The organism is Olleya sp. AS48, from assembly GCF_038900355.1.
Taxonomy (GTDB): Bacteria; Bacteroidota; Bacteroidia; order Flavobacteriales; family Flavobacteriaceae; genus Olleya.
Genome location: NZ_JBBMRD010000017.1, coordinates 1 through 21,447 on the forward strand (window position 1 = coordinate 1; position 21,447 = coordinate 21,447).

At 33.0% G+C, this 21,447-nt stretch carries 15 protein-coding genes, 5 tRNA genes and 1 pseudogene; 1 reads left to right on the plus strand and 20 read right to left on the minus strand.

Annotated elements, in window-relative coordinates; translation table 11 throughout:
- A pseudogene (locus WNY60_RS15090) lies at window positions 1–2,341 on the minus strand (hypothetical protein); the annotation flags it as partial.
- A gap of 388 nt (window positions 2,342–2,729) precedes the next feature.
- Between WNY60_RS15090 and WNY60_RS15095 the strand changes: the two are divergent.
- Complete coding sequence (locus WNY60_RS15095; RefSeq protein ID WP_145002524.1) at window positions 2,730–4,319, plus strand: peptide chain release factor 3; 1,590 nt, start codon at window positions 2,730–2,732, stop codon at window positions 4,317–4,319.
- Window positions 4,320–4,537: 218 nt separating this feature from the next.
- Here WNY60_RS15095 and WNY60_RS15100 read toward each other — a convergent pair whose 3' ends face one another.
- The 19 genes from WNY60_RS15100 to WNY60_RS15190 all read right to left on the minus strand — a co-directional run bounded on the left by WNY60_RS15100 (window position 4,538) and on the right by WNY60_RS15190 (window position 21,242).
- Window positions 4,538–4,858 carry a DUF3467 domain-containing protein gene (locus tag WNY60_RS15100; RefSeq protein WP_145002527.1) on the minus strand — a complete coding sequence of 107 codons (321 nt, stop codon included), beginning with the start codon at window positions 4,856–4,858 and terminating at the stop codon, window positions 4,538–4,540.
- Window positions 4,859–4,949: 91 nt separating this feature from the next.
- The gene (rpoC, locus tag WNY60_RS15105) at window positions 4,950–9,251 is read right to left on the minus strand and encodes a DNA-directed RNA polymerase subunit beta' (RefSeq protein WP_342862885.1); all 4,302 of its coding nucleotides are present in this window, start codon (window positions 9,249–9,251) and stop codon (window positions 4,950–4,952) included.
- A 67-nt stretch (window positions 9,252–9,318) separates the two neighbouring features.
- Window positions 9,319–13,131: a DNA-directed RNA polymerase subunit beta gene (gene rpoB / locus WNY60_RS15110; protein ID WP_145002533.1), complete on the minus strand. Its 3,813-nt coding sequence runs from the start codon at window positions 13,129–13,131 to the stop codon at window positions 9,319–9,321.
- Between the two features lie 123 nt (window positions 13,132–13,254).
- Window positions 13,255–13,629: a 50S ribosomal protein L7/L12 gene (gene rplL, locus WNY60_RS15115; protein WP_028283615.1), complete on the minus strand. Its 375-nt coding sequence runs from the start codon at window positions 13,627–13,629 to the stop codon at window positions 13,255–13,257.
- A gap of 59 nt (window positions 13,630–13,688) precedes the next feature.
- Window positions 13,689–14,210, minus strand: a complete 522-nt coding sequence (gene rplJ, locus WNY60_RS15120; RefSeq protein WP_145002536.1) for a 50S ribosomal protein L10 — start codon at window positions 14,208–14,210, stop codon at window positions 13,689–13,691.
- A gap of 20 nt (window positions 14,211–14,230) precedes the next feature.
- The gene (gene rplA, locus WNY60_RS15125) at window positions 14,231–14,920 is read right to left on the minus strand and encodes a 50S ribosomal protein L1 (RefSeq protein ID WP_145002539.1); all 690 of its coding nucleotides are present in this window, start codon (window positions 14,918–14,920) and stop codon (window positions 14,231–14,233) included.
- A 17-nt stretch (window positions 14,921–14,937) separates the two neighbouring features.
- Window positions 14,938–15,378, minus strand: coding sequence for a 50S ribosomal protein L11 (gene rplK / locus WNY60_RS15130; RefSeq protein WP_028283618.1), 441 nt, complete (start codon window positions 15,376–15,378; stop codon window positions 14,938–14,940).
- Between the two features lie 71 nt (window positions 15,379–15,449).
- The gene (gene nusG, locus WNY60_RS15135) at window positions 15,450–16,004 is read right to left on the minus strand and encodes a transcription termination/antitermination protein NusG (RefSeq protein ID WP_028283619.1); all 555 of its coding nucleotides are present in this window, start codon (window positions 16,002–16,004) and stop codon (window positions 15,450–15,452) included.
- Between the two features lie 6 nt (window positions 16,005–16,010).
- Complete coding sequence (secE, locus tag WNY60_RS15140) at window positions 16,011–16,205, minus strand: preprotein translocase subunit SecE (protein WP_028283620.1); 195 nt, start codon at window positions 16,203–16,205, stop codon at window positions 16,011–16,013.
- 80 nt (window positions 16,206–16,285) lie between these two features.
- A tRNA-Trp gene (locus WNY60_RS15145) sits at window positions 16,286–16,358 on the minus strand.
- A 61-nt stretch (window positions 16,359–16,419) separates the two neighbouring features.
- On the minus strand, window positions 16,420–17,607 hold the full coding sequence (gene tuf, locus WNY60_RS15150; protein ID WP_028283621.1) for an elongation factor Tu: 1,188 nt from the start codon (window positions 17,605–17,607) through the stop codon (window positions 16,420–16,422).
- Between the two features lie 67 nt (window positions 17,608–17,674).
- Window positions 17,675–17,746 (minus strand) — tRNA-Thr (locus WNY60_RS15155).
- Window positions 17,747–17,757: 11 nt separating this feature from the next.
- Window positions 17,758–17,830, minus strand: a tRNA-Gly gene (locus WNY60_RS15160).
- A 46-nt stretch (window positions 17,831–17,876) separates the two neighbouring features.
- Window positions 17,877–17,958: transfer RNA gene (locus tag WNY60_RS15165), tRNA-Tyr, on the minus strand.
- A 76-nt stretch (window positions 17,959–18,034) separates the two neighbouring features.
- A tRNA-Thr gene (locus WNY60_RS15170) sits at window positions 18,035–18,108 on the minus strand.
- Between the two features lie 88 nt (window positions 18,109–18,196).
- Window positions 18,197–18,511: a ribosome-associated translation inhibitor RaiA gene (gene raiA, locus WNY60_RS15175; RefSeq protein ID WP_292949763.1), complete on the minus strand. Its 315-nt coding sequence runs from the start codon at window positions 18,509–18,511 to the stop codon at window positions 18,197–18,199.
- Window positions 18,512–18,536: 25 nt separating this feature from the next.
- Window positions 18,537–19,427: a tyrosine-type recombinase/integrase gene (locus WNY60_RS15180; protein WP_342862886.1), complete on the minus strand. Its 891-nt coding sequence runs from the start codon at window positions 19,425–19,427 to the stop codon at window positions 18,537–18,539.
- Window positions 19,428–19,536: 109 nt separating this feature from the next.
- Window positions 19,537–19,731 (minus strand): 30S ribosomal protein S21, encoded by a 195-nt coding sequence (rpsU, locus tag WNY60_RS15185; RefSeq protein WP_145002548.1) that lies wholly within the window; start codon window positions 19,729–19,731, stop codon window positions 19,537–19,539.
- 83 nt (window positions 19,732–19,814) lie between these two features.
- The gene (locus tag WNY60_RS15190) at window positions 19,815–21,242 is read right to left on the minus strand and encodes a carboxypeptidase-like regulatory domain-containing protein (protein ID WP_342862887.1); all 1,428 of its coding nucleotides are present in this window, start codon (window positions 21,240–21,242) and stop codon (window positions 19,815–19,817) included.
- Between the last annotated feature and the right edge of the window lie 205 nt (window positions 21,243–21,447).

The following is a 21,447-nucleotide window of genomic DNA, read 5'->3' on the forward strand; positions in this document are numbered from 1 at the left end:
CGCCATCATCTAATGTTACAACGATTCCTGATACAGGATCGCCATTCTCATCTACGATTGTTCCGCTTACGCTTCCTAAACAAGCATTTACTAGATCGTTAGTAGAATCTCCTACAGTTTGACCTGCATTCACATCTACATCATTAGGTACACCTGTAGTAGAATCTACAGTTCCTGTTAATTGACCGTTAGCATCTACATTTGTACTGTTTAATGTTCCACCACCTTCAATAGCATCTGGACACATATCTCCATCACTATCATTATCTAGGTAATCCGGTGTACCATCATTATCTGTATCTAAACTTTGACATGCCGATAATATAAATTCGATGCCATCAGTACCTGTTCCGAATAAACCACCTTGCACAAATTGCAAAGTAAAACTTGAAACCTCTCCATTAATTTGCATTGTACCTGCAGCTGTTCCATCAGCATCATTCTGAGTTGCATCCTGAACATGTGCTGGATCAGCAGCTGTACCTGTACCTGAATCAAAAACTGTAGTTGCAGTAGAACCAAAATCAGACGTTCCTGATAAAGCAGTCCATGTCAAACCATTTTGCAAGGTTACAATAGCGGTATTTTGTTCATCATTAAGTCCATCTGTACCACCAACTCTATCTAAAAAGATAATAGGATTAGTTACTGTAATTGGATCTCCTAATTGATCAACGTAATTAACCGTTAAAGTTCTGTTCCATATATATTGATTTTGTAAAGATGCTGCATTAGCTAAATTTTCAGTCCAAAAAGCACCATTAGTAAAAACTCCTGAAGTGAAATTATTTTCGTTAGAAGTACTTACTTCTGCAATAATTCCGTTTCCAAAATCATAAGAAGCAGTGTTTCCTGAAATCGTCCATACACCTGTCAAAATTTGAGAAGAACAGACTCCTTCATTTATATCCAATATACCATCATTGTCATTATCTAAATCACAACCATTTGGCACACCATCATTATCTATATCAACACTATCATCTGAACCTTGACAAATATCACTACCATCTAAAACACCATCGTTATCTCTATCACACTGCCCATTAGCATCATACGCTGAAGCATTTTGAGAGGCCCCAATAGTTTGTCCATTATTTACATTAACATTATTTGGTACACCTGTAGCCGCATCTATATCCCCATTTAATGATCCATTAGGATTCAGTTCTGTTGTAACTATTCCATCTCCACCTTCTAAAGCATCAAAACAACCATCATTATCTGAATCAAAATCTAAATGATTAGGAATTCCATCACCATCAAAATCATATACATCAGGCACACCATCTCCATTGGCATCAGCATAGTTTGTGAAGCTACCATCTCCAGTACCATTGTCTATTGTATCATTCCAGTTTGGAATACCATCACCATCTTCATCATAACTTGGAGAATAACCATTTGATTCGTCAATATCTAAAATACCATCATCGTCATCATCTAAATCATCAATATCACTAAATCCATCACCATCTTCATCTGGTAAAGAAAAAATAAATAATTTACCGTCTCCGTGATCAGCACTTGTTGCAGTAATTCTTACATCCGTAATAAAAGACCCTTGAGGAGCTATATCGTTTACGTAAAAAAGAGCAATACCAATAGTCCCACCATTGGTAACCACTACTCTGTCACTTAACCAATAATCCGAAGTACTAGTTGGAGCTACTACCGTACCAACAGTACCAAAACTACTAGAACTACCTGTTCCTCCATGACCATAGTAAGTAGGACCTTGAGGATTAACAAAAGTAGAACCCAAAGATTGATTAGCACCTCCACCAACTGGAGTTCCAAAAAACTCAATATGATAACAATTATTTGCGTTACGTTCTGTAATCGCTATAATACTTCCTGAAGTACTACGTATAGCCGGAGAATATGAAAATGTTTGCTTCTGCGCAATTAAAGTTGATTGAGCTGCTGAAAAATCATTACAAATAGCTTGTCCATTATTACTAGCTTCAAAAAAGTGATTCAAATTTTTATCTTGAAATGCTGCTAAAGCTGATGCATCCCAAGTTGGACTAGCACTAGTAGACTCAACAAGAGTGTTGTTAAGACGCACTCTATTGGCAGCATTTCCACCAGTAGTACCTACTTGAGTCATAGTATAAGACTGAGGACTTCCAAAATCCACAAAAACTCTTGTGCCAACAGTTATACTCTGAATTGTAGCGGGATCATTAAGCGTAGTTTGCACATCACTCCACTGAAAAGAAACACCAGTTTTTATACTTGGCGCATTAGTCTGAGAAAATAAACTAGTAAAAGAAAATAAAGTAAACACCAATAAACCAAGTGCTTTGTCTCTAGATAATCGAAAAAAGATTTTCATGTTGTTGAGGGTAAGATTATTTAATAATCAATTTTAAAAAATAGTATTTGCTATTAATTGTGGTTTTAGCCACACAAAGTGCGAATTTAATTACTTACAATCTTTATAGATTTAAATACACGCCTAAAAGTGTTAATTTTCGTTAAAGTGTAGTTTTTTCGGACAAACATTACATCGAAAAACAAAAAAATTCATTCATATTTTAAAAATCATTCTCGATAAAGTGCAAATATGATAGATAAAAATTTAAATTATAATTAAATGTATGAATTTTCTTAAAAATTTTATTGATTATCAAGTACTTACAACACTATTAAATGAAATAATAAATGGTTTTGACTAGTAGGACATCTAACCCTATACCTATATATTTGTAAAAATTATTTTAATGAAGTTTTTAGACGAAATAAAAAGAAGGAGAACCTTTGGTATTATATCACATCCTGATGCAGGAAAAACAACACTTACAGAAAAGTTGTTACTTTTTGGTGGAGCTATTAATGAAGCTGGAGCAGTTAAGAGTAACAAAATTAAAAAAGGTGCTACTAGTGATTTTATGGAAATTGAACGCCAACGTGGTATATCTGTAGCTACTTCTGTTCTTGCATTTGAATATGATGGTATCAAAATAAACATATTAGATACCCCAGGACATAAGGATTTTGCTGAAGATACCTTCAGAACATTAACAGCTGTTGATAGTGTAATAGTTGTAATTGATGTTGCTAAAGGTGTTGAGGAACAAACGGAAAAACTTGTAGAAGTTTGTAGAATGCGGAACATACCAATGATTGTTTTTATTAATAAAATGGATCGTGAGGGTAAAGATGCATTTGAATTATTAGATGAAATAGAACAAAAATTAAAATTAACGGTAACACCTTTAAGTTTCCCAATTGGTATGGGTTATGATTTTAAAGGAATATATAATATTTGGGAGAAAAATATTAATCTGTTTAGTGGTGACAGTAGAAAAAACATTGAGGAAACCATTGAAATAAATGATCTTGAATCGACAGAGTTAAATACTTTAATAGGAGAGAAATCAGCTAACACTTTACGTGAAGAAATTGAATTAGTTGAAGGGATCTATCCTAAATTTAGTAATGAAGATTACTTAAAAGGAGAGTTACAGCCTGTATTTTTTGGATCAGCATTAAACAGTTTTGGTGTCAGAGAATTATTAGATTGTTTTGTTGAAATAGCTCCGAAACCAAGACCAAAAAATAGTGAAGAGCGACTTGTTTTACCTGAGGAAGATAAATTTTCTGGTTTTGTATTTAAAATTCACGCAAATATGGATCCTAATCACAGAAATAGATTAGCTTTTGTTAAAATAGTTTCGGGTGAGTTTAAAAGAAATACTCCGTATTTACATGTAAGACATAATAAAAAAGTTAAATTTTCTAGCCCAAACGCCTTTTTTGCAGAAAAAAAAGAAATTGTAGATATCTCTTATCCTGGTGATATTGTTGGTCTACAAGATACTGGAACCTTTAAAATTGGTGATACACTTACAGAAGGTGAAATACTAAACTATAAAGGAATACCAAGTTTTTCTCCTGAGCACTTTAGATATATAAATAATGCAGACCCATTAAAGTCTAAACAACTTTTTAAAGGAATTGATCAGTTAATGGATGAAGGTGTTGCACAGTTATTTACATTAGAACTTAATGGAAGAAAGGTAATTGGTACTGTTGGAGCATTACAATATGAAGTTATACAATATAGGTTAGAACATGAATATGGTGCTAAATGTACCTATGAAAACTTAAATGTGTATAAAGCGTGTTGGGTTGATCCTGAAGACAAAAAAAATAGTGAGTACAAAGAATTTTTACGCGTTAAACAGCGTTATTTAGCTAAGGATAAAAGAGGACAATTAGTATTTTTAGCAGATTCACCTTTTTCTTTACAAATGACTCAACAAAAATATCCAAGTGTTAAATTTCATTACGTTTCGGAATTTGAATAGTAAAAATCACATTTAAATCGTTTTAATACACGATAAAGATCCAGGCTTAATTTCACTATTTAAATTTAAAAAAACCTCTTTAAATGCGGTTAAATAAAGTCAAAAATTTAATTAATATAGTTAAAACTAATTTTAAAAATTTTTAAAATAGTTTTTGACTATTTAAAATCTAATTAATATAAAAAAGCCTTTCTAATTTTATAGAAAGGCTTTTTTATTTATGCTTGTCCAGTAGGTCCAAAATTTAAAGGAATTGGTGGTTGTTCATAATCCTTAATTTCGCCATGTGCTTTTTCAAATCTTTTGACATTTTCGCTTAAAGCTTTTAATAATCTTTTAGCATGTTGTGGTGTTAATATAATTCTAGACTTTACTTTGCTTTTAGGCGTACCAGGCATTATACTAACAAAATCAACAACAAACTCTGAGACTGAGTGATTTATAATAGCTAAATTAGAGTATATACCCTCTGCAATTTTCTCGTCTAATTCTATATTAATTTGACCTTGTTTAGGTTTATTATCATTATTATCTGACATATGTTATTTTTTTAAACAAAGAATCCTGCAAATTGCAGGATTCTTTTAATTATTAAATTATTTATAAAATCAACATTATATTGATTTACAGTTAGTTATAATTAACTTCTTGTTTAGCTTTCATCATTTGATCAAACTCTTCTTTAGATCCAACGATAATATTATCATAAGCTCTCATACCTGTTCCCGCTGGTATACGATGACCTACAATTACATTTTCTTTAAGTCCTTCTAATGTATCAATCTTACCAGCTACAGCTGCTTCATTTAATACTTTAGTAGTCTCTTGGAAAGAAGCTGCAGAAATAAATGATTTAGTCTGTAAAGAAGCTCTAGTAATACCTTGTAAAATTGGCGTCGCTGTTGCAGGCTGCGCGTCTCTTGCTATAACTAGTTGTTTATCTTCACGACGTAAAATAGAGTTTTCATCTCTTAATTGGAAAGCAGATATAATCTGACCTTCTTTTAAGTTTGAAGAATCACCAGCATTTTCTACTACTTTCATTCCAAAAATGTTATCATTTTCTTCAATAAAATCAGATTTATGTGCTAATTGATCCTCTAAAAAGATAGTATCCCCAGAATCAATAATTCTTACTTTACGCATCATTTGTCGTACAACAACTTCAAAATGCTTATCATTAATTTTCACACCTTGTAAACGATATACTTCTTGCACTTCGTTAACTAAGTATTGTTGTACAGCAGATGGTCCTTTAATATTTAGGATGTCATTTGGTGTAACTGAACCATCAGATAATGGCATTCCTGCTTTAATAAAGTCATTTTCCTGTACAAGAATTTGACTAGATAGCTTAACTAGGTATTTCTTAATTTCTCCTAATTTAGATTCTACGATAATCTCACGATTACCTCTCTTAATTTTACCAAAAGATACAACACCATCAATAGCACTTACAACTGCTGGGTTAGAAGGATTACGAGCTTCAAATAATTCTGTAACACGTGGTAAACCTCCTGTAATATCACCAGCTTTTGCAGATTTACGAGGAATTTTAACTAAGATTTTTCCAACCTTAACTTTTTCTCCATCATCAATCATGATGTGCGCACCTACTGGTAGGTTATAAGAACGAATCGCTTCACCTTTACCGTCTTCAACAATAAGTGTTGGTATTAATTTTTTATTTCTAGATTCAGAAATTACTTTTTCTTGGAAACCTGTTTGCTCATCAATTTCAACTTGATAAGTTATACCTTGTTCGATATTTTCATATCTAACTTTTCCAGCAAATTCTGAAATAATAACTCCGTTATATGGATCCCAAGAACAAACAACATCTCCAGCTTTTAAAGGATCTCCATTTTTAACAAAAACGTGAGAACCATAAGGAATATTATTAGTACTTAAGGTAATTCCTGTTTTCTTATCTACTAACTTAAGTTCTGATGTACGAGAGATTACAACATCTACTGCTTTACCATCATTGTCAATACCTTTAACAGTTTTTAAATCTTCAATTTCTGCAATACCATCAAACTTAACTACAAGTTTGTTTTCTTCAGAAATGTTACCTGCAATACCTCCAACGTGGAATGTACGAAGTGTTAACTGAGTACCTGGTTCTCCAATAGATTGTGCTGCTACAACTCCAACTGCTTCACCGCGTTGTACCATTTTATTGGTAGCCAAATTACGACCGTAACACTGTGCACAGATACCTTTTTTAGCTTCACAAGATAATGGCGAACGAACTTCTACAGACTCAATTGGTGAATTTTCAATTCTAGCTGCTACAACTTCGTCAATTAATTGACCTGCTTCAGCCAAAACCTCTTCACTTAAAGGATCATATACATCATTTAATGAAATACGACCTACTATACGTGCTTCTAATTTCTCAACAACTTCATCATTTTTCTTAAGCGCAGAAACTTCTACTCCTCTTAATGTACCACAGTCTTCGCTATTAACAATCACGTCTTGTGAAACATCCACTAAACGACGTGTTAAATAACCTGCATCGGCAGTTTTAAGTGCTGTATCGGCAAGACCTTTACGCGCACCGTGAGTTGATATAAAGTATTCTAAAATTGATAATCCTTCCTTAAAGTTAGATAAGATAGGGTTTTCAATAATAGATCCTCCACCTGCAGTAGATTTTTTAGGCTTGGCCATTAATCCACGCATACCTGTAAGCTGACGAATCTGTTCTTTAGATCCACGTGCTCCAGAATCAAGCATCATATATACCGAGTTAAATCCTTGTTGGTCCTCTCTAATACGTTTCATTGACAATTCAGTCAATTCCGCATTGGTAGACGTCCAAATATCAATAACTTGGTTATAACGTTCGTTATTTGTAATTAATCCCATGTTATAGTTACCAGTAACACCATCAACTTTTTGGTTGGCAGCATCAATCATAGATTGCTTTTCTGGTGGGATAATAATATCTCCTAAACTGAAAGATAAACCTCCTCTAAATGCGAAGTTATATCCTAAAGTTTTAATTTCATCTAAGAAAGCTGCAGTTTCAGGTACACTAGTTACTTTTAAAATATTACCAATAATATCTCTTAAAGATTTTTTAGTTAATACTTCATTAATAAAACCTGCAGCTGCTGGAACTTTTTCGTTAAATAAAACACGACCAACAGTAGTTTCAATAATTTGATACACTAGTTCGCCCGCTTCATTAAAGTCCATTGCTCTAACTTTAATCCCTGCGTTTAATTCTACTCTCTTTTCATTGTAAGCAATTGTTACTTCTTCTGCAGAGTAAAATGTTAATCCTTCACCTCTTACTGGAACTTCAGGTGTAGAATACCTGTGCTTAGTCATGTAGTATAAACCAAGTACCATATCCTGAGATGGTACAGTAACTGGAGCACCATTTGCAGGGTTTAAGATATTATGCGATGCTAACATTAACATCTGACATTCTAGTATCGCTTCAGGTCCTAATGGTAAGTGAACAGCCATCTGGTCACCATCAAAATCCGCATTAAATGCAGCACAAGCTAATGGGTGTAATTGGATTGCTTTACCCTCAATTAATTTAGGTTGAAAAGCTTGAATTCCAAGTCTATGTAACGTAGGAGCACGATTTAAAAGCACTGGATGTCCTTTTAAAACATTTTCTAATATATCCCAAACAACTGGTTCTCTTTTATCTATAATCTTTTTAGCAGATTTTACAGTTTTAACAATACCTCTTTCAATTAATTTTCTAATTACAAAAGGCTTGTATAATTCTGCTGCCATATTTTTTGGCAATCCACATTCAAATAATTTTAATTCTGGTCCAACAACAATTACAGAACGTGCTGAATAATCCACACGCTTACCAAGTAAGTTTTGACGGAAACGACCTTGCTTACCTTTAAGCGAATCTGATAAAGATTTTAAAGGTCTGTTAGAATCTGTTTTTACTGCAGACGACTTACGTGTGTTATCAAATAAAGAATCTACAGACTCTTGTAACATACGTTTTTCGTTACGTAAAATAACCTCTGGTGCTTTTATCTCAACTAATCTTTTAAGACGGTTGTTACGGATAATTACACGACGATATAAATCATTTAAATCAGAAGTAGCAAAACGTCCACCATCTAAAGGCACTAATGGTCTTAATTCTGGTGGTATAATTGGCACTACTTTCATTATCATCCATTCGGGACGATTCTCTCTATTTTCATTAGACTCACGTAAAGCTTCTACTACTTGTAAACGTTTTAAAGCTTCCGTTTTACGTTGTTTAGACGTTTCTGTATTAGCTTTATGACGTAACTCGTAAGATAACGTGTCTAAGTCTATTCTAGATAATAAGTCAATAAGACACTCAGCTCCCATTTTAGCAATAAACTTGCTTGGGTCTGTATCATCTAAATATTGATTATCTTGAGGAAGTGTTTCTAAAATATTTAGGTACTCTTCTTCAGTTAAAAAATCTAATTTTTGTAAAGGCTCTCCTTCTTCGTTTTTAGCATTACCAGGTTGAATTACTACATAACGTTCGTAGTAAATAATCATATCTAATTTCTTAGAAGGTAATCCTAAAATGTATCCTATTTTATTTGGTAAAGAACGGAAGTACCAAATATGAGCAACAGGGACTACTAAATTAATGTGTCCTACTCTATCACGACGTACTTTCTTTTCAGTAACTTCAACTCCACAACGGTCGCAAACAATTCCTTTATATCTAATACGCTTATATTTACCACAAGCACATTCGTAATCCTTTACAGGACCAAAAATACGCTCACAGAATAAACCATCACGTTCTGGTTTATGTGTACGATAATTGATAGTTTCTGGTTTTAAAACCTCACCTCTAGATTCTGCTAATATAGATTCTGGTGATGCTAAACCAATCGAGATTTTGTTAAATCTCTGTACTGTATTCTTATCTTGCTTTTTTGCCATAATTCTTATAGTGTTCAGTTTGTAAAGCAGTTTTTAATACATTAAAAACTGCTCAACTCACTTAAAATTATTCTTCTAATCTAATGTCTAATCCTAATCCTTTCAATTCGTGCATTAATACGTTGAAAGATTCTGGTAATCCAGGTTCTGGCATTGGCTCTCCTTTAACGATAGCTTCGTAAGTTTTAGCTCTACCAACTACGTCATCCGATTTAACAGTTAAGATTTCTCTTAATGTTGCAGATGCTCCGTAAGCCTCAAGTGCCCAAACTTCCATCTCTCCAAAACGTTGACCTCCAAATTGTGCTTTACCACCTAAAGGTTGTTGCGTAATTAAAGAATATGGTCCGATAGAACGCGCGTGCATCTTATCATCTACCATGTGTCCTAATTTAAGCATATAGATAACTCCGACTGTGGCAGGTTGATCAAAACGATCTCCTGTTCCTCCATCATATAAATATGTATGACCATATCTAGGGATTCCCGCTTCATCAGTTAACTCGTTAATTTGATCAATTGTAGCACCATCAAAAATTGGAGTTGCATACGTACGACCTAGATCTTGACCAGCCCAACCTAAAACAGTTTCATAAATTTGTCCGATGTTCATACGAGATGGTACACCTAATGGATTTAATACAATATCAACTGGAGTTCCATCTTCTAAGAATGGCATATCCTCTTGACGTACAATACGCGCAACAATACCTTTGTTACCATGTCGTCCTGCCATTTTATCACCAACTTTTAACTTACGTTTTTTAGCGATGTAAACTTTTGCTAACTTGATTATTCCTGCTGGTAATTCATCTCCTACAGATATAGTAAACTTCTCGCGTCTTAAAGACCCTTGTAAGTCATTTTCTTTAATCTTGTAATTGTGAATTAAATCAGCTACAAGCTTATTAGTATGATCATCAGTTGTCCAAGTACCACCAGTTAAGTGAGTATAATCGTCAACAGCATTTAACATTTTTAGAGTGAATTTTTTACCTTTTGGTAAAACCTCCTCTCCTAAATCATTAAATATACCTTGAGATGTTTTTCCGTTAACAATAGTGAAAAGTTTTTCAACTAATACATCTTGTAATTGATCAAACTTCGTAAAGTAAAGATTTTCTAATTTAGCTATATCTTCTTTATCTTGAGCTCTCTTTCTTTTATCTTTAACTGCTCTAGAAAATAATTTTTTATTAATAACTACACCATGTAATGAAGGTGAAGCTTTTAATGAAGCATCTTTTACATCTCCAGCTTTATCACCAAAAATTGCACGTAAAAGTTTTTCTTCTGGTGTTGGATCTGACTCTCCCTTAGGAGTAATTTTTCCAATCAAAATATCACCAGGTTTAACTTCTGCACCAACGCGAATCATACCATTTTCATCTAAGTCTTTAGTAGCCTCTTCAGAAACGTTTGGTATGTCGTTTGTTAATTCTTCATTTCCTAATTTTGTGTCTCTAACTTCAAGAGAATATTCATCAATGTGAATAGATGTAAAAATATCTTCACGAACAACTTTTTCAGAAATTACAATTGCATCCTCAAAGTTATACCCTTTCCAAGGCATAAAGGCTACTTTCATATTTCTTCCTAAAGCCAATTCACCCTTTTGAGTTGCGTAACCTTCAGATAAAACTTGTCCTTTAGTAATTTTGTCGCCTTTTTTAACAATTGGCTTTAAATTAATAGAAGTTCCCTGGTTAGTTTTTCTAAACTTAACTAATGGATATGTTTTAATATCACTATCAAAACTAACTTTAGCATCGTCTTCTGTTCTTTCATACTTGATAACAATCTCATTTGCATCAACATATTGCACAACACCATTTCCTTCTGCATTAATTAAAACACGAGAATCTGATGCTACTTGTCTCTCTAAACCAGTTCCAACAATAGGAGCTTGAGGACGTAACAACGGTACAGCCTGACGCATCATGTTAGATCCCATCAATGCACGGTTGGCATCATCATGCTCTAAAAACGGAATAAGTGAAGCAGATATAGATGAAATTTGATTAGGTGCTACATCTGTATAATGGATATCTTTAGGATCCATTACTGGGAAGTCACCTTCCATACGTGCAATTACCTTGTCATGTAAAATCTTACCGTCTTCATCAACTTTAACAGTTGCTTGAGCAATTAATTTATCTTCTTCTTCTTCGGCACTTAAATAAATAGGTGCTCCTTTAATATCAACAACTCCATCAGTAACTTTTCTATAAGGCGTTTCGATGAATCCCATAGAATTCACTTTAGCATATACCGATAATGATGAAATTAATCCAATGTTAGGTCCCTCAGGAGTTTCAATTGGACAAAGTCTACCATAGTGAGTATAGTGAACATCTCGAACCTCGAATCCTGCTCTTTCTCTTGATAAACCACCTGGACCTAATGCTGATAAACGACGCTTGTGCGTAATTTCTGCAAGAGGATTAGTTTGGTCCATAAATTGCGATAATTGGTTTGTACCAAAGAAAGAATTAATAACAGACGATAACGTCTTAGCATTAATTAAATCTATAGGTGTAAAAACCTCGTTATCACGAACATTCATACGCTCACGAATAGTACGCGCCATACGAGCTAAACCAACACCAAACTGAGAAGATAATTGTTCACCCACTGTACGTACACGACGGTTAGATAAGTGATCAATATCATCAATCTCTGCTTTAGAATTGATAAGTTCAATTAAATATTTAATTATAGTAATAATATCTTCTTTGGTAAGCACTTGCTTATCCATTCCAATATCTAATTGTAATTTTTTATTCATTCTGTAACGTCCAACTTCTCCAAGAGAATAACGTTGATCACTAAAGAATAATTTATCTATAATACCACGTGCTGTTTCCTCATCTGGCGGCTCAGCATTACGTAGTTGTCTATAAATATGTTCAACAGCTTCTTTTTCAGAGTTTGTTGGATCCTTTTGAAGAGTATTATGAATAATTGCATAATCTCCCTGTTGAGCACTTTCTTTATGTAAAAGAATAGTTTTAACGTCAATCTCAAGAATTTCCTCAATATTATCTTTATCTAATTCTGTATCACGATCTAAAACAATCTCATTACGCTCAATAGAAACTACCTCACCAGTATCTTCATCAACAAAATCTTCATGCCATGTATTTAATACACGAGCAGCTAATTTACGACCAATGATTTTTTTAAGACCAGATTTAGAAACTTTAACCTCTTCTGCTAGATCAAAAATTTCTAATATATCTTTGTCACGCTCAAAACCAATAGCTCTAAAAAGAGTAGTTACAGGTAACTTTTTCTTTCTATCAATGTACGCATACATTACTTGGTTAATATCTGTAGCGAATTCTATCCATGATCCTTTAAAAGGAATAACTCTTGCTGAATATAATTTGGTTCCATTTGCATGGAAAGACTGACCAAAAAATACACCTGGAGATCTATGTAATTGAGAAACTACTACACGTTCTGCTCCGTTGATACAAAAAGTACCTGAAGGTGTCATGTAAGGTATAGTTCCTAGGTACACATCCTGGACAATGGTCTCGAAATCCTCATGTTCAGGGTCTGTACAATATAACTTTAACCTAGCTTTTAATGGAACGCTATAAGTTAGTCCTCTTTCAATACATTCTTCAATGGTATATCTTGGTGGATCAATAAAGTAATCTAAAAATTCTAATACGAATTGATTACGTGTGTCTGTAATTGGAAAGTTCTCCATGAAGGTATTGTATAGACCTTCATCACCTCTTTCTTCAGATTTTGTTTCTAACTGGAAAAAATCCTGGAAGGATTTAATCTGAATATCCATGAAATCCGGGTATTCTGTTCTATTTACAATAGACGAGAAATTTAATCTTTCAGCTTGTGTTACTAACATCAATGGACGAAATTTTGATTAAAAAAAAATTATTTTATATAGCTAATCACTATATACGACAAATGGTTTAGGTCGTAAAGCACATGCTTCAGACCTAAACCTTTGTAAAATTATTTGGTAAGCTTACTTAAGCTCAACCTCAGCTCCTGCTTCTTCTAAAGAAGTTTTTAAACCTTCAGCTTCATCTTTAGAAACTCCTTCTTTGATGTTGCTTGGTGCGCTATCAACTAATTCTTTAGCTTCTTTTAATCCTAAACCAGTTAATTCTTTAACTAATTTTACAACTGCAAGCTTAGATGCTCCAGCAGCTTTAAGAACTACATCGAATTCAGTTTGAGCCTCAGCAGCATCACCTCCTGCAGCTGGACCAGCTGCAACAGCTACTGCAGCAGCAGCAGGTTCGATACCATATTCATCTTTTAAAATAGTAGCTAACTCATTTACTTCTTTTACAGTAAGGTTAACTAATTGTTCTGCGAAATCTTTTAAATCTGCCATTTTTCTATCGTTTTAATTTTGTAATTTAATATATAATTGTAATAGTGCCTAATTTATTATTATCCCTCTTTCTGAGATAATGTTTTTAAGATACCTGAAAGTGTCCCACCGCTAGATTTAAGAGCCGAAATAACATTCTTAGCTGGAGACTGTAGTAATCCTACTATATCACCAATTAACTCTTCTCTAGACTTAATGTCTACTAACATATCTAACTGATTGTCTCCTAAGTAAACTGCTTCTTCAATAAAAGCACCTTTTAATAAAGGCTTATCAGATTTTTTTCTAAAAGTCTTTATTACCTTAGCTGGAGCGTTACCAGTTTCAGAATACATCACAGATGTATTTCCTTTTAGTATTGATGGTAAATCTCCAAAATCTCTATCTGAAGCTTCCATCGCTTTTTCAAGTAATGTATTTTTAACAACTGCTAACTTAATGTTTGCTTTGAAACAAGCGCGACGTAAGTCAGAAGTAGTACCTGCGTTTAAACCAGAAATATCTGCTATATAGATATTTGAATTTTCGGCTAATTGTACAGTTAAGTCTTTAATTACTTGTGATTTTTCTTCTCTAGTCATAATATAAAGTTTTTAACTCCTTAACCTATTTTAGTATCCACAGCAATACTAGGACTCATGGTAGAAGACATAAAAATGCTCTTTACATAAACTCCTTTTGCAGCAGTTGGTTTAAGTTTTAATATTGTTGTTAATAATTCGTTTGCATTGTCTTCAATCTTATCAGCAGTAAATGAAGCTTTTCCAATTGAAGCATGAACGATACCAGTTTTATCAACTTTAAAATCAATTTTACCAGCTTTCACTTCTGTTACAGCTTTTGCAACATCCATTGTTACCGTTCCAGTCTTAGGGTTAGGCATTAAACCACGAGGACCTAATACACGTCCTAAAGGACCTAATTTACCCATAACACTAGGCATAGTAATAATTACGTCAACGTCAGTCCAACCACTCTTGATTTTATCAAGGTACTCGTCTAAACCAACATAATCAGCACCAGCTTCTTTAGCTTCAGCCTCTTTGTCTGGTGTTACTAAAGCTAATACTTTAGTATCTTTACCAGTTCCGTGAGGAAGAGAAACAACACCTCTAACCATTTGATTAGCTTTACGAGGATCTACACCTAAACGTATTGCTAAATCTACAGATGCGTCGAATTTAGTGTTAGTAATATCTTTTATTAATACTGAAGCTTCCTTGATAGAATATACTTTATCCTTTTCAATTTTAGCTACAGCTTCTTTTTGTTTTCTTGTTAATCTTGCCATTTTAAAATCTTTTTAGGTTAATTTGGTGCATCACCACCTTTAACAGTTATACCCATAGATCTTGCAGTACCAGCAATCATCTTCATTGCAGAATCTAAAGTAAATGCATTTAAATCTACCATTTTGTCTTCCGCAATAGTTTTGATTTGATCCCAAGAAACTTTTGCTACTTTCTTAACGTGTGGTTCTCCCGAACCTTTTTTCACTTTGGCCGCTTCTAGTAACTGTACAGCAGCTGGTGGTGTTTTGATTACAAAATCAAATGATTTGTCTTTGTAAACCGAAATCACCACTGGTAAAACCTTACCAGCTTTATCTTGAGTTCTAGCATTAAACTGCTTACAAAACTCCATGATATTAACTCCTGCAGCACCTAGAGCGGGTCCAACCGGTGGCGAAGGATTCGCTGCACCTCCCCTAACTTGTAGTTTAACTACTTTTCCTAGTTCTTTTGCCATTTTTAATGAATTAAATTGATGCATTAATTAAGTGGAAGCTTAAAAATGCATTATTATTAGTGTAACAATTATTATATTTTTTCTACTTGCATGTAACTTAACTCTAATGGGGTCTTTCTTCCAAAGATTTTAACCATTACTTCTAACTTACGTTTTTCTTCATTTATATTCTCAATAGTTCCATCAAATCCATTAAATGGACCGTCAATAACTTTAACGGTTTCACCTTTAGTAAAAGGTATCGCCACATTTACATCCGCATCTACAGATAACTCATCCACTTTACCTAACATTCTATTTACTTCAGACTGTCTTAGAGGTAATGGATCTCCACCTTTAGTAGCACCCAAAAAACCTATAACATTTGTAATAGATTTTATAATATGAGGTATTTCTCCAGTAAGATTTGCTTTAATCATTATGTAACCACTAAAGTAAACTTTTTCTTTGTTTACCTTTTTACCATTTCTGATTTGAACAACATTTTCTGTAGGAACTAAAACTTGCTCTACATAATCTTGTAAGCCTAGTCTAGCTATTTCATTTTCAATATAAGCCTTAATCTTATTTTCTTGACCACTTACAGCTCTTACTACGTACCATTTTTTTTCTCCAACTTCCGCCATATCAATCTATCCTATTAAATTAAAGTATAAACTAATTACTTTACTAAAAACAGTATCAATACCCCAAATAGCTAAAGAAAAAATAATAGAAAAAACAGCCACAAGAATAGTTAAACTTTGTGCCTCAGACCATGGTGTCCAAGTAACATTGTTTTTTAACTCTCCAAATGATTCTTTTATATAATTTACAATTCCAGCCATGTTATTTTATTTAATGTCATCCAATGGAGCGGACTCCTTTAATACTATTTAAAAACAAATTTTGCATTTGATTTTAGTTGCACGGGTTGAGAGACTCGAACTCCCGACACCTGGTTTTGGAGACCAGTGCTCTACCAACTGAGCTAAACCCGTAAATATAAATCAAGGCACTTCATAACAAAGTGCCTTAATTATATATATTATAAACTATTAATTAGTCTAAAATTTCAGTTACCTGACCTGCTCCTACTGTTCTACCACCTTCACGTATTGCGAAACGTAATCCAACATTCATTGCGATCTTTTGGATTAACTCAACATGAATAGTTAAGTTATCTCCTGGCATAACCATCTCAACTCCTTCAGGTAACGCTATGTTTCCAGTTACGTCAGTTGTACGAACGTAAAATTGAGGACGGTAATTATTATGGAATGGAGTATGACGTCCACCTTCTTCTTTTTTAAGGATATAAACCTCAGCTTTAAATTTAGCGTGTGGTGTTACTGAACCTGGCTTAACGATTACCATTCCTCTTGAGATTTGAGATTTCTCAATACCTCTTAAAAGAATACCTGCGTTATCTCCAGCTTCACCTCTATCTAATATTTGACGGAACATTTCGATTCCTGTAATTGTAGATGTTAATTTTTCAGCACCCATACCAATAATCTCTACAGGATCTCCTGTATTGGCAATACCAGTTTCGATACGTCCTGTTGCAACAGTACCACGACCTGTAATAGAGAATACATCCTCGATAGGCATTAAGAAAGGCTTATCAACCTCACGTAATGGCTCTTCGATCCATGCATCAACTTGCGCCATTAATTCCATTACTGTATCCACCCATTTTTGCTCACCATTTAAAGCTCCTAATGCAGAACCAGAAACTACAGGTCCATTATCTCCATCATACTCATAGAAAGATAATAATTCTCTAACCTCCATGTCTACTAACTCTAAAAGCTCTTCATCATCAACCATATCCACTTTATTTAAGAATACAACGATTCTTGGGATACCAACTTGACGACCTAATAAGATGTGCTCACGTGTTTGTGGCATAGGACCATCAGTTGCAGCTACAACTAATATAGCTCCATCCATTTGTGCAGCACCAGTTACCATGTTTTTTACGTAATCGGCGTGACCTGGACAATCTACGTGTGCATAGTGACGATTAGCTGTAGAGTACTCTACGTGTGATGTATTAATTGTGATACCTCTTTCTTTTTCTTCAGGAGCGTTATCAATTTGATCGAATGATCTTGCTTCTGATAAACCTGCATCAGCTAATACTTTAGTAATAGCAGCAGTTAAAGTTGTTTTACCGTGATCTACGTGTCCAATTGTACCAATATTTAAGTGTGGTTTTGAACGATCGAAAGTTGCCTTTGCCATGTTTTAATAATTTAATCTTAGTTATATAATAATATTAGTGTATTCTTAATTTGTATTCTTTATTCTGAGCCAATGACGGGAATTGAACCCGTGACCTCTTCCTTACCAAGGAAACGCTCTACCCCTGAGCTACACCGGCTTAAATATTAGAGCGAGAGACCGGGTTCGAACCGGCGACATTCAGCTTGGAAGGCTGACGCTCTACCAACTGAGCTACTCTCGCAATTATTTAAAATCCTTTGTTGTTTAAAATAAACTTTTAAAAAAAGTGGGGAGAGCAGGATTCGAACCTGCGAAGACGTAGTCAGCAGATTTACAGTCTGCCCTCGTTGGCCGCTTGAGTATCTCCCCAATTTTAAACTTTTCACTCTATTAAAGAACTTATGCAAAGTTAAAACAAATAATTATCTATTTTAACTTTATTTTGAGCCGATGGAGGGACTCGAACCCACGACCTGCTGATTACAAATCAGCTGCTCTAGCCAGCTGAGCTACATCGGCTTTTTTCTGCTAATTTTACTTCTAAAAAAAGCCCGCTATTTCTAACGGACTGCAAATGTAAATATTTATTTAATTATTCAAAACATTTTTATGAAATATTTTTAAAATTTTCTCTTAATTTTTGTTTTCGCTTTTTTAATTGCCTTTCCAAAGAGGCTACAGCTATGTCTGCTCCCTCTTCAAATGTCTTACATTGCTTTTTAACAACCAAGCAATCACCTGGCACATTTATTTTTGCTTCAAATATTTTATTAAGCTTATTACTACTCTTTTCTACTTTAAGATAGACTTCTGATTGAATTACTTTGTCATAGTACATTTCAAGTTTATCCATACGTTTTTGGATGAACTCCAATAATTGGGGATTGGCATTAAAGTTTACTGCCTGTGTGTTTACCTTCATACTTTAAAATTTTGTGGTTAAACATTTATTTTTTACTTCTAGGGTGCGCTTTTGCGTATACTTTTTTTAATTCAGCGATACTATTGTGCGTATAAACTTGAGTAGCTGCTAAACTAGAATGCCCTAATAGTTCTTTGACTGCATTTAACTCTGCACCTTGATTTAATAAGTGTGTAGCAAAAGAATGTCTTAGAATATGTGGACTTTTCTTCACCTTAGTTGAAGCTTTACTAAAGTAATCATTTATAATTCTGTAGACAAGAGTTTCATATACTTTAACTCCTTTTTTTGTTAAAAACAAATACTCATTATCTGTAATAGTTTCTAATTTATTTCTTTCTAACTTATAAATGTCTACACTATCCATTACCATGTTTAACAAAGGAATAATACGTTCTTTATTTCTTTTACCTAAAATTTTAATTGTCTTATTTTCTAAATCAATATCTTTTAATTTAATGTTTATCAACTCTATACGTCTAATTCCTGTAGAGTAAAATAATTCTATTATTAATTTATTTCTAACACCTTCAAAATCTTGATTGTGGTTAATTTGATCTAGAACTGTATTAATTTCATTTTCTGAAAAGGGGATTTGAACTTTTTTACTTGTTTTTAATGCCTTATGTTTTGAAAGTGGATTTAGCTTTACTTCTTCAATTTTAAGTAGGAATTTAAAGAAGCCATTTAATGCAGAAATCTTTCTATTTATACTTTTGTTGGTTATTCCTTTTTGAACTAAATTAACAATCCAAGATCTAATTTGCGAATAATTTGTTTCTTGAATAGTATTTGTTTCTTCTTCACTAGAAATAAAAGCCATAAAGGATTCTATATCTTTTTTATAGGCATTAACTGTTAGCTGGGAATATTTTTTTTCAAGCAACAGGTAATCTAAAAAGGCTTTTAGTAGCATTAAGCGTATAGTATTTAAGTGTTATAAATATACCTTTTTTGTTTTGGGTATATGTAAAAATAAAAAAACCACTAACTAATTAGTGGCTTTTTTTATTAATTGAAGCTATTTATAAAGCTTCTTGATCTCTTAAATGTTGTACATATTGAGCTTTCTGAATTTTAGCTCTATTTTCTATTGACGGTTTAACAAATTGCTTACGACCTTGTAAAACTCTTCTAGTTCCCGTTTTATCAAACTTACGTTTGTAGCGTTTTAATGCTCGTTCTATATTTTCTCCGTCCTTTATTGGAATTATTAACATAGTGTCTTAACCTCCTCTCTTTTAAAATTTTGAGGCGCAAATATAATTAGTTATTTATATTTTACAATAAAAAAAATTGCTTTTTATTGTTTAAAAAGTGTGGAACGTTTAGTTAAATCCTTAATTAACTTTTCATCTTCTTCACTTTCTAGTAATGTATTGTAGTTTTCCCAAAATGTTTTATCGTAAGGTTTTATAGAAAAAATATCCGAATCCCAGTCTTGATTTAAAGCTGCTTGCACTTGTTCTTGATCTTGAATTATCTCAGTAAACAAAATTTCTTGTACTGTATAATAAAAACGTTCTTCTTTATTAAAAAGCGCTTCCTCTTCTTTATCAATTTTACCTACTGGCTTATAACCAACATTGACAAGTTTTGGAGTTTCGTAATAGATATAATTTGGATACATTCTATCTTGATATTCCATGTAGGATATAACTAGTTTATGGTTTATTTGCGTATCAAATAAGGTTTTACTTCTACTTTTTTGCGCATTAGATCCTGCTTTTAATTGATATTCAATTTTTTTAATTGCAAAATTATCCCAATAAATGTACATCCAACCTTCTGCAATATAACCTTCGTTATAAATGCCTTCTGTGTCTAAACCAACAAAATCCTCACTTTTATCTATCTTAATTTTATAAATTTTTCTTTCATTATCAACTAAAATCGTATCCAATTTAAATTGATGTGTTGCTAACACATCTTTACCTAACAATGCTTTTGGACTTTTATAATTACGTACTAAATTAAGTTTTCCTTTAAATAAATTATCTAAACCATTTACTCTAGTATCATTCCATTTAATAGACTTTATTAGTGATGATTTAGCGATAGTATCTCTTCGTAAATTTTTAGGTTTTAAATTAACATTGGCATTATATTTTAAATATGTAGCATATGAAAACAAACTATCTACATCACGTAAATCGTAACTTTTCCTGACCTGATCTACGTTTATTTTAAGATTATCTTTTCCTCCTGTGACATAACTAGAATCATCATACAAAGTAATTGCACTTTCAACCAACCATTTAAATTGTTTTTTATTTCGCTCTTTATGTCTAATAAAACCTTTTTGTAAGTATGGTAATTCTGGAAGGTTGTTTTCTAATTTTTCTAGCGCTCTAAGTACAATATCGTTTCCGGTTTTGGGTCTGTTTTCTGCGATAATCAAAATTTCATCTAAGGATGCTACATCTTCCTCTAATAAAATATCAAACTCGTTATCAAACTGATCTATTGTTGTTTTGTAGCTTTTAAAACCAATTGAAGAAATGATAATGGTATCCTTTTCGTACGTTTTAGGCACTAATAACACAAACTTACCATCTGCATTTGTAATAGTACCAATTGTTGTGTTTTGAATATAAACACTTGCGTTTTCAATTGGCATCATACTCATAAAGTCGACAACTTTATTTTTTAATTCGGTTTGTGCCACAGCAACGCTTCCTACTAGTAAAAATATTATAATTACTGTGGATTTGATCTGAGTCAATTTCATTTTAAATACTTTTAAATATTATTTGTTAGCAGAAACATAATCTTTTTAAGGATTACTATTTTAGCGAAAATAAACATTTATTTTCGCTAAAAAGCTAATCAAATTATTTTGTAGCTAGCTTACAATCATTACCATCGATTACCATTTTAGCGATAATCTTGAATAATTTTCGCTAAAAAGCTAATCAAATTATTTTGTAGCTGGC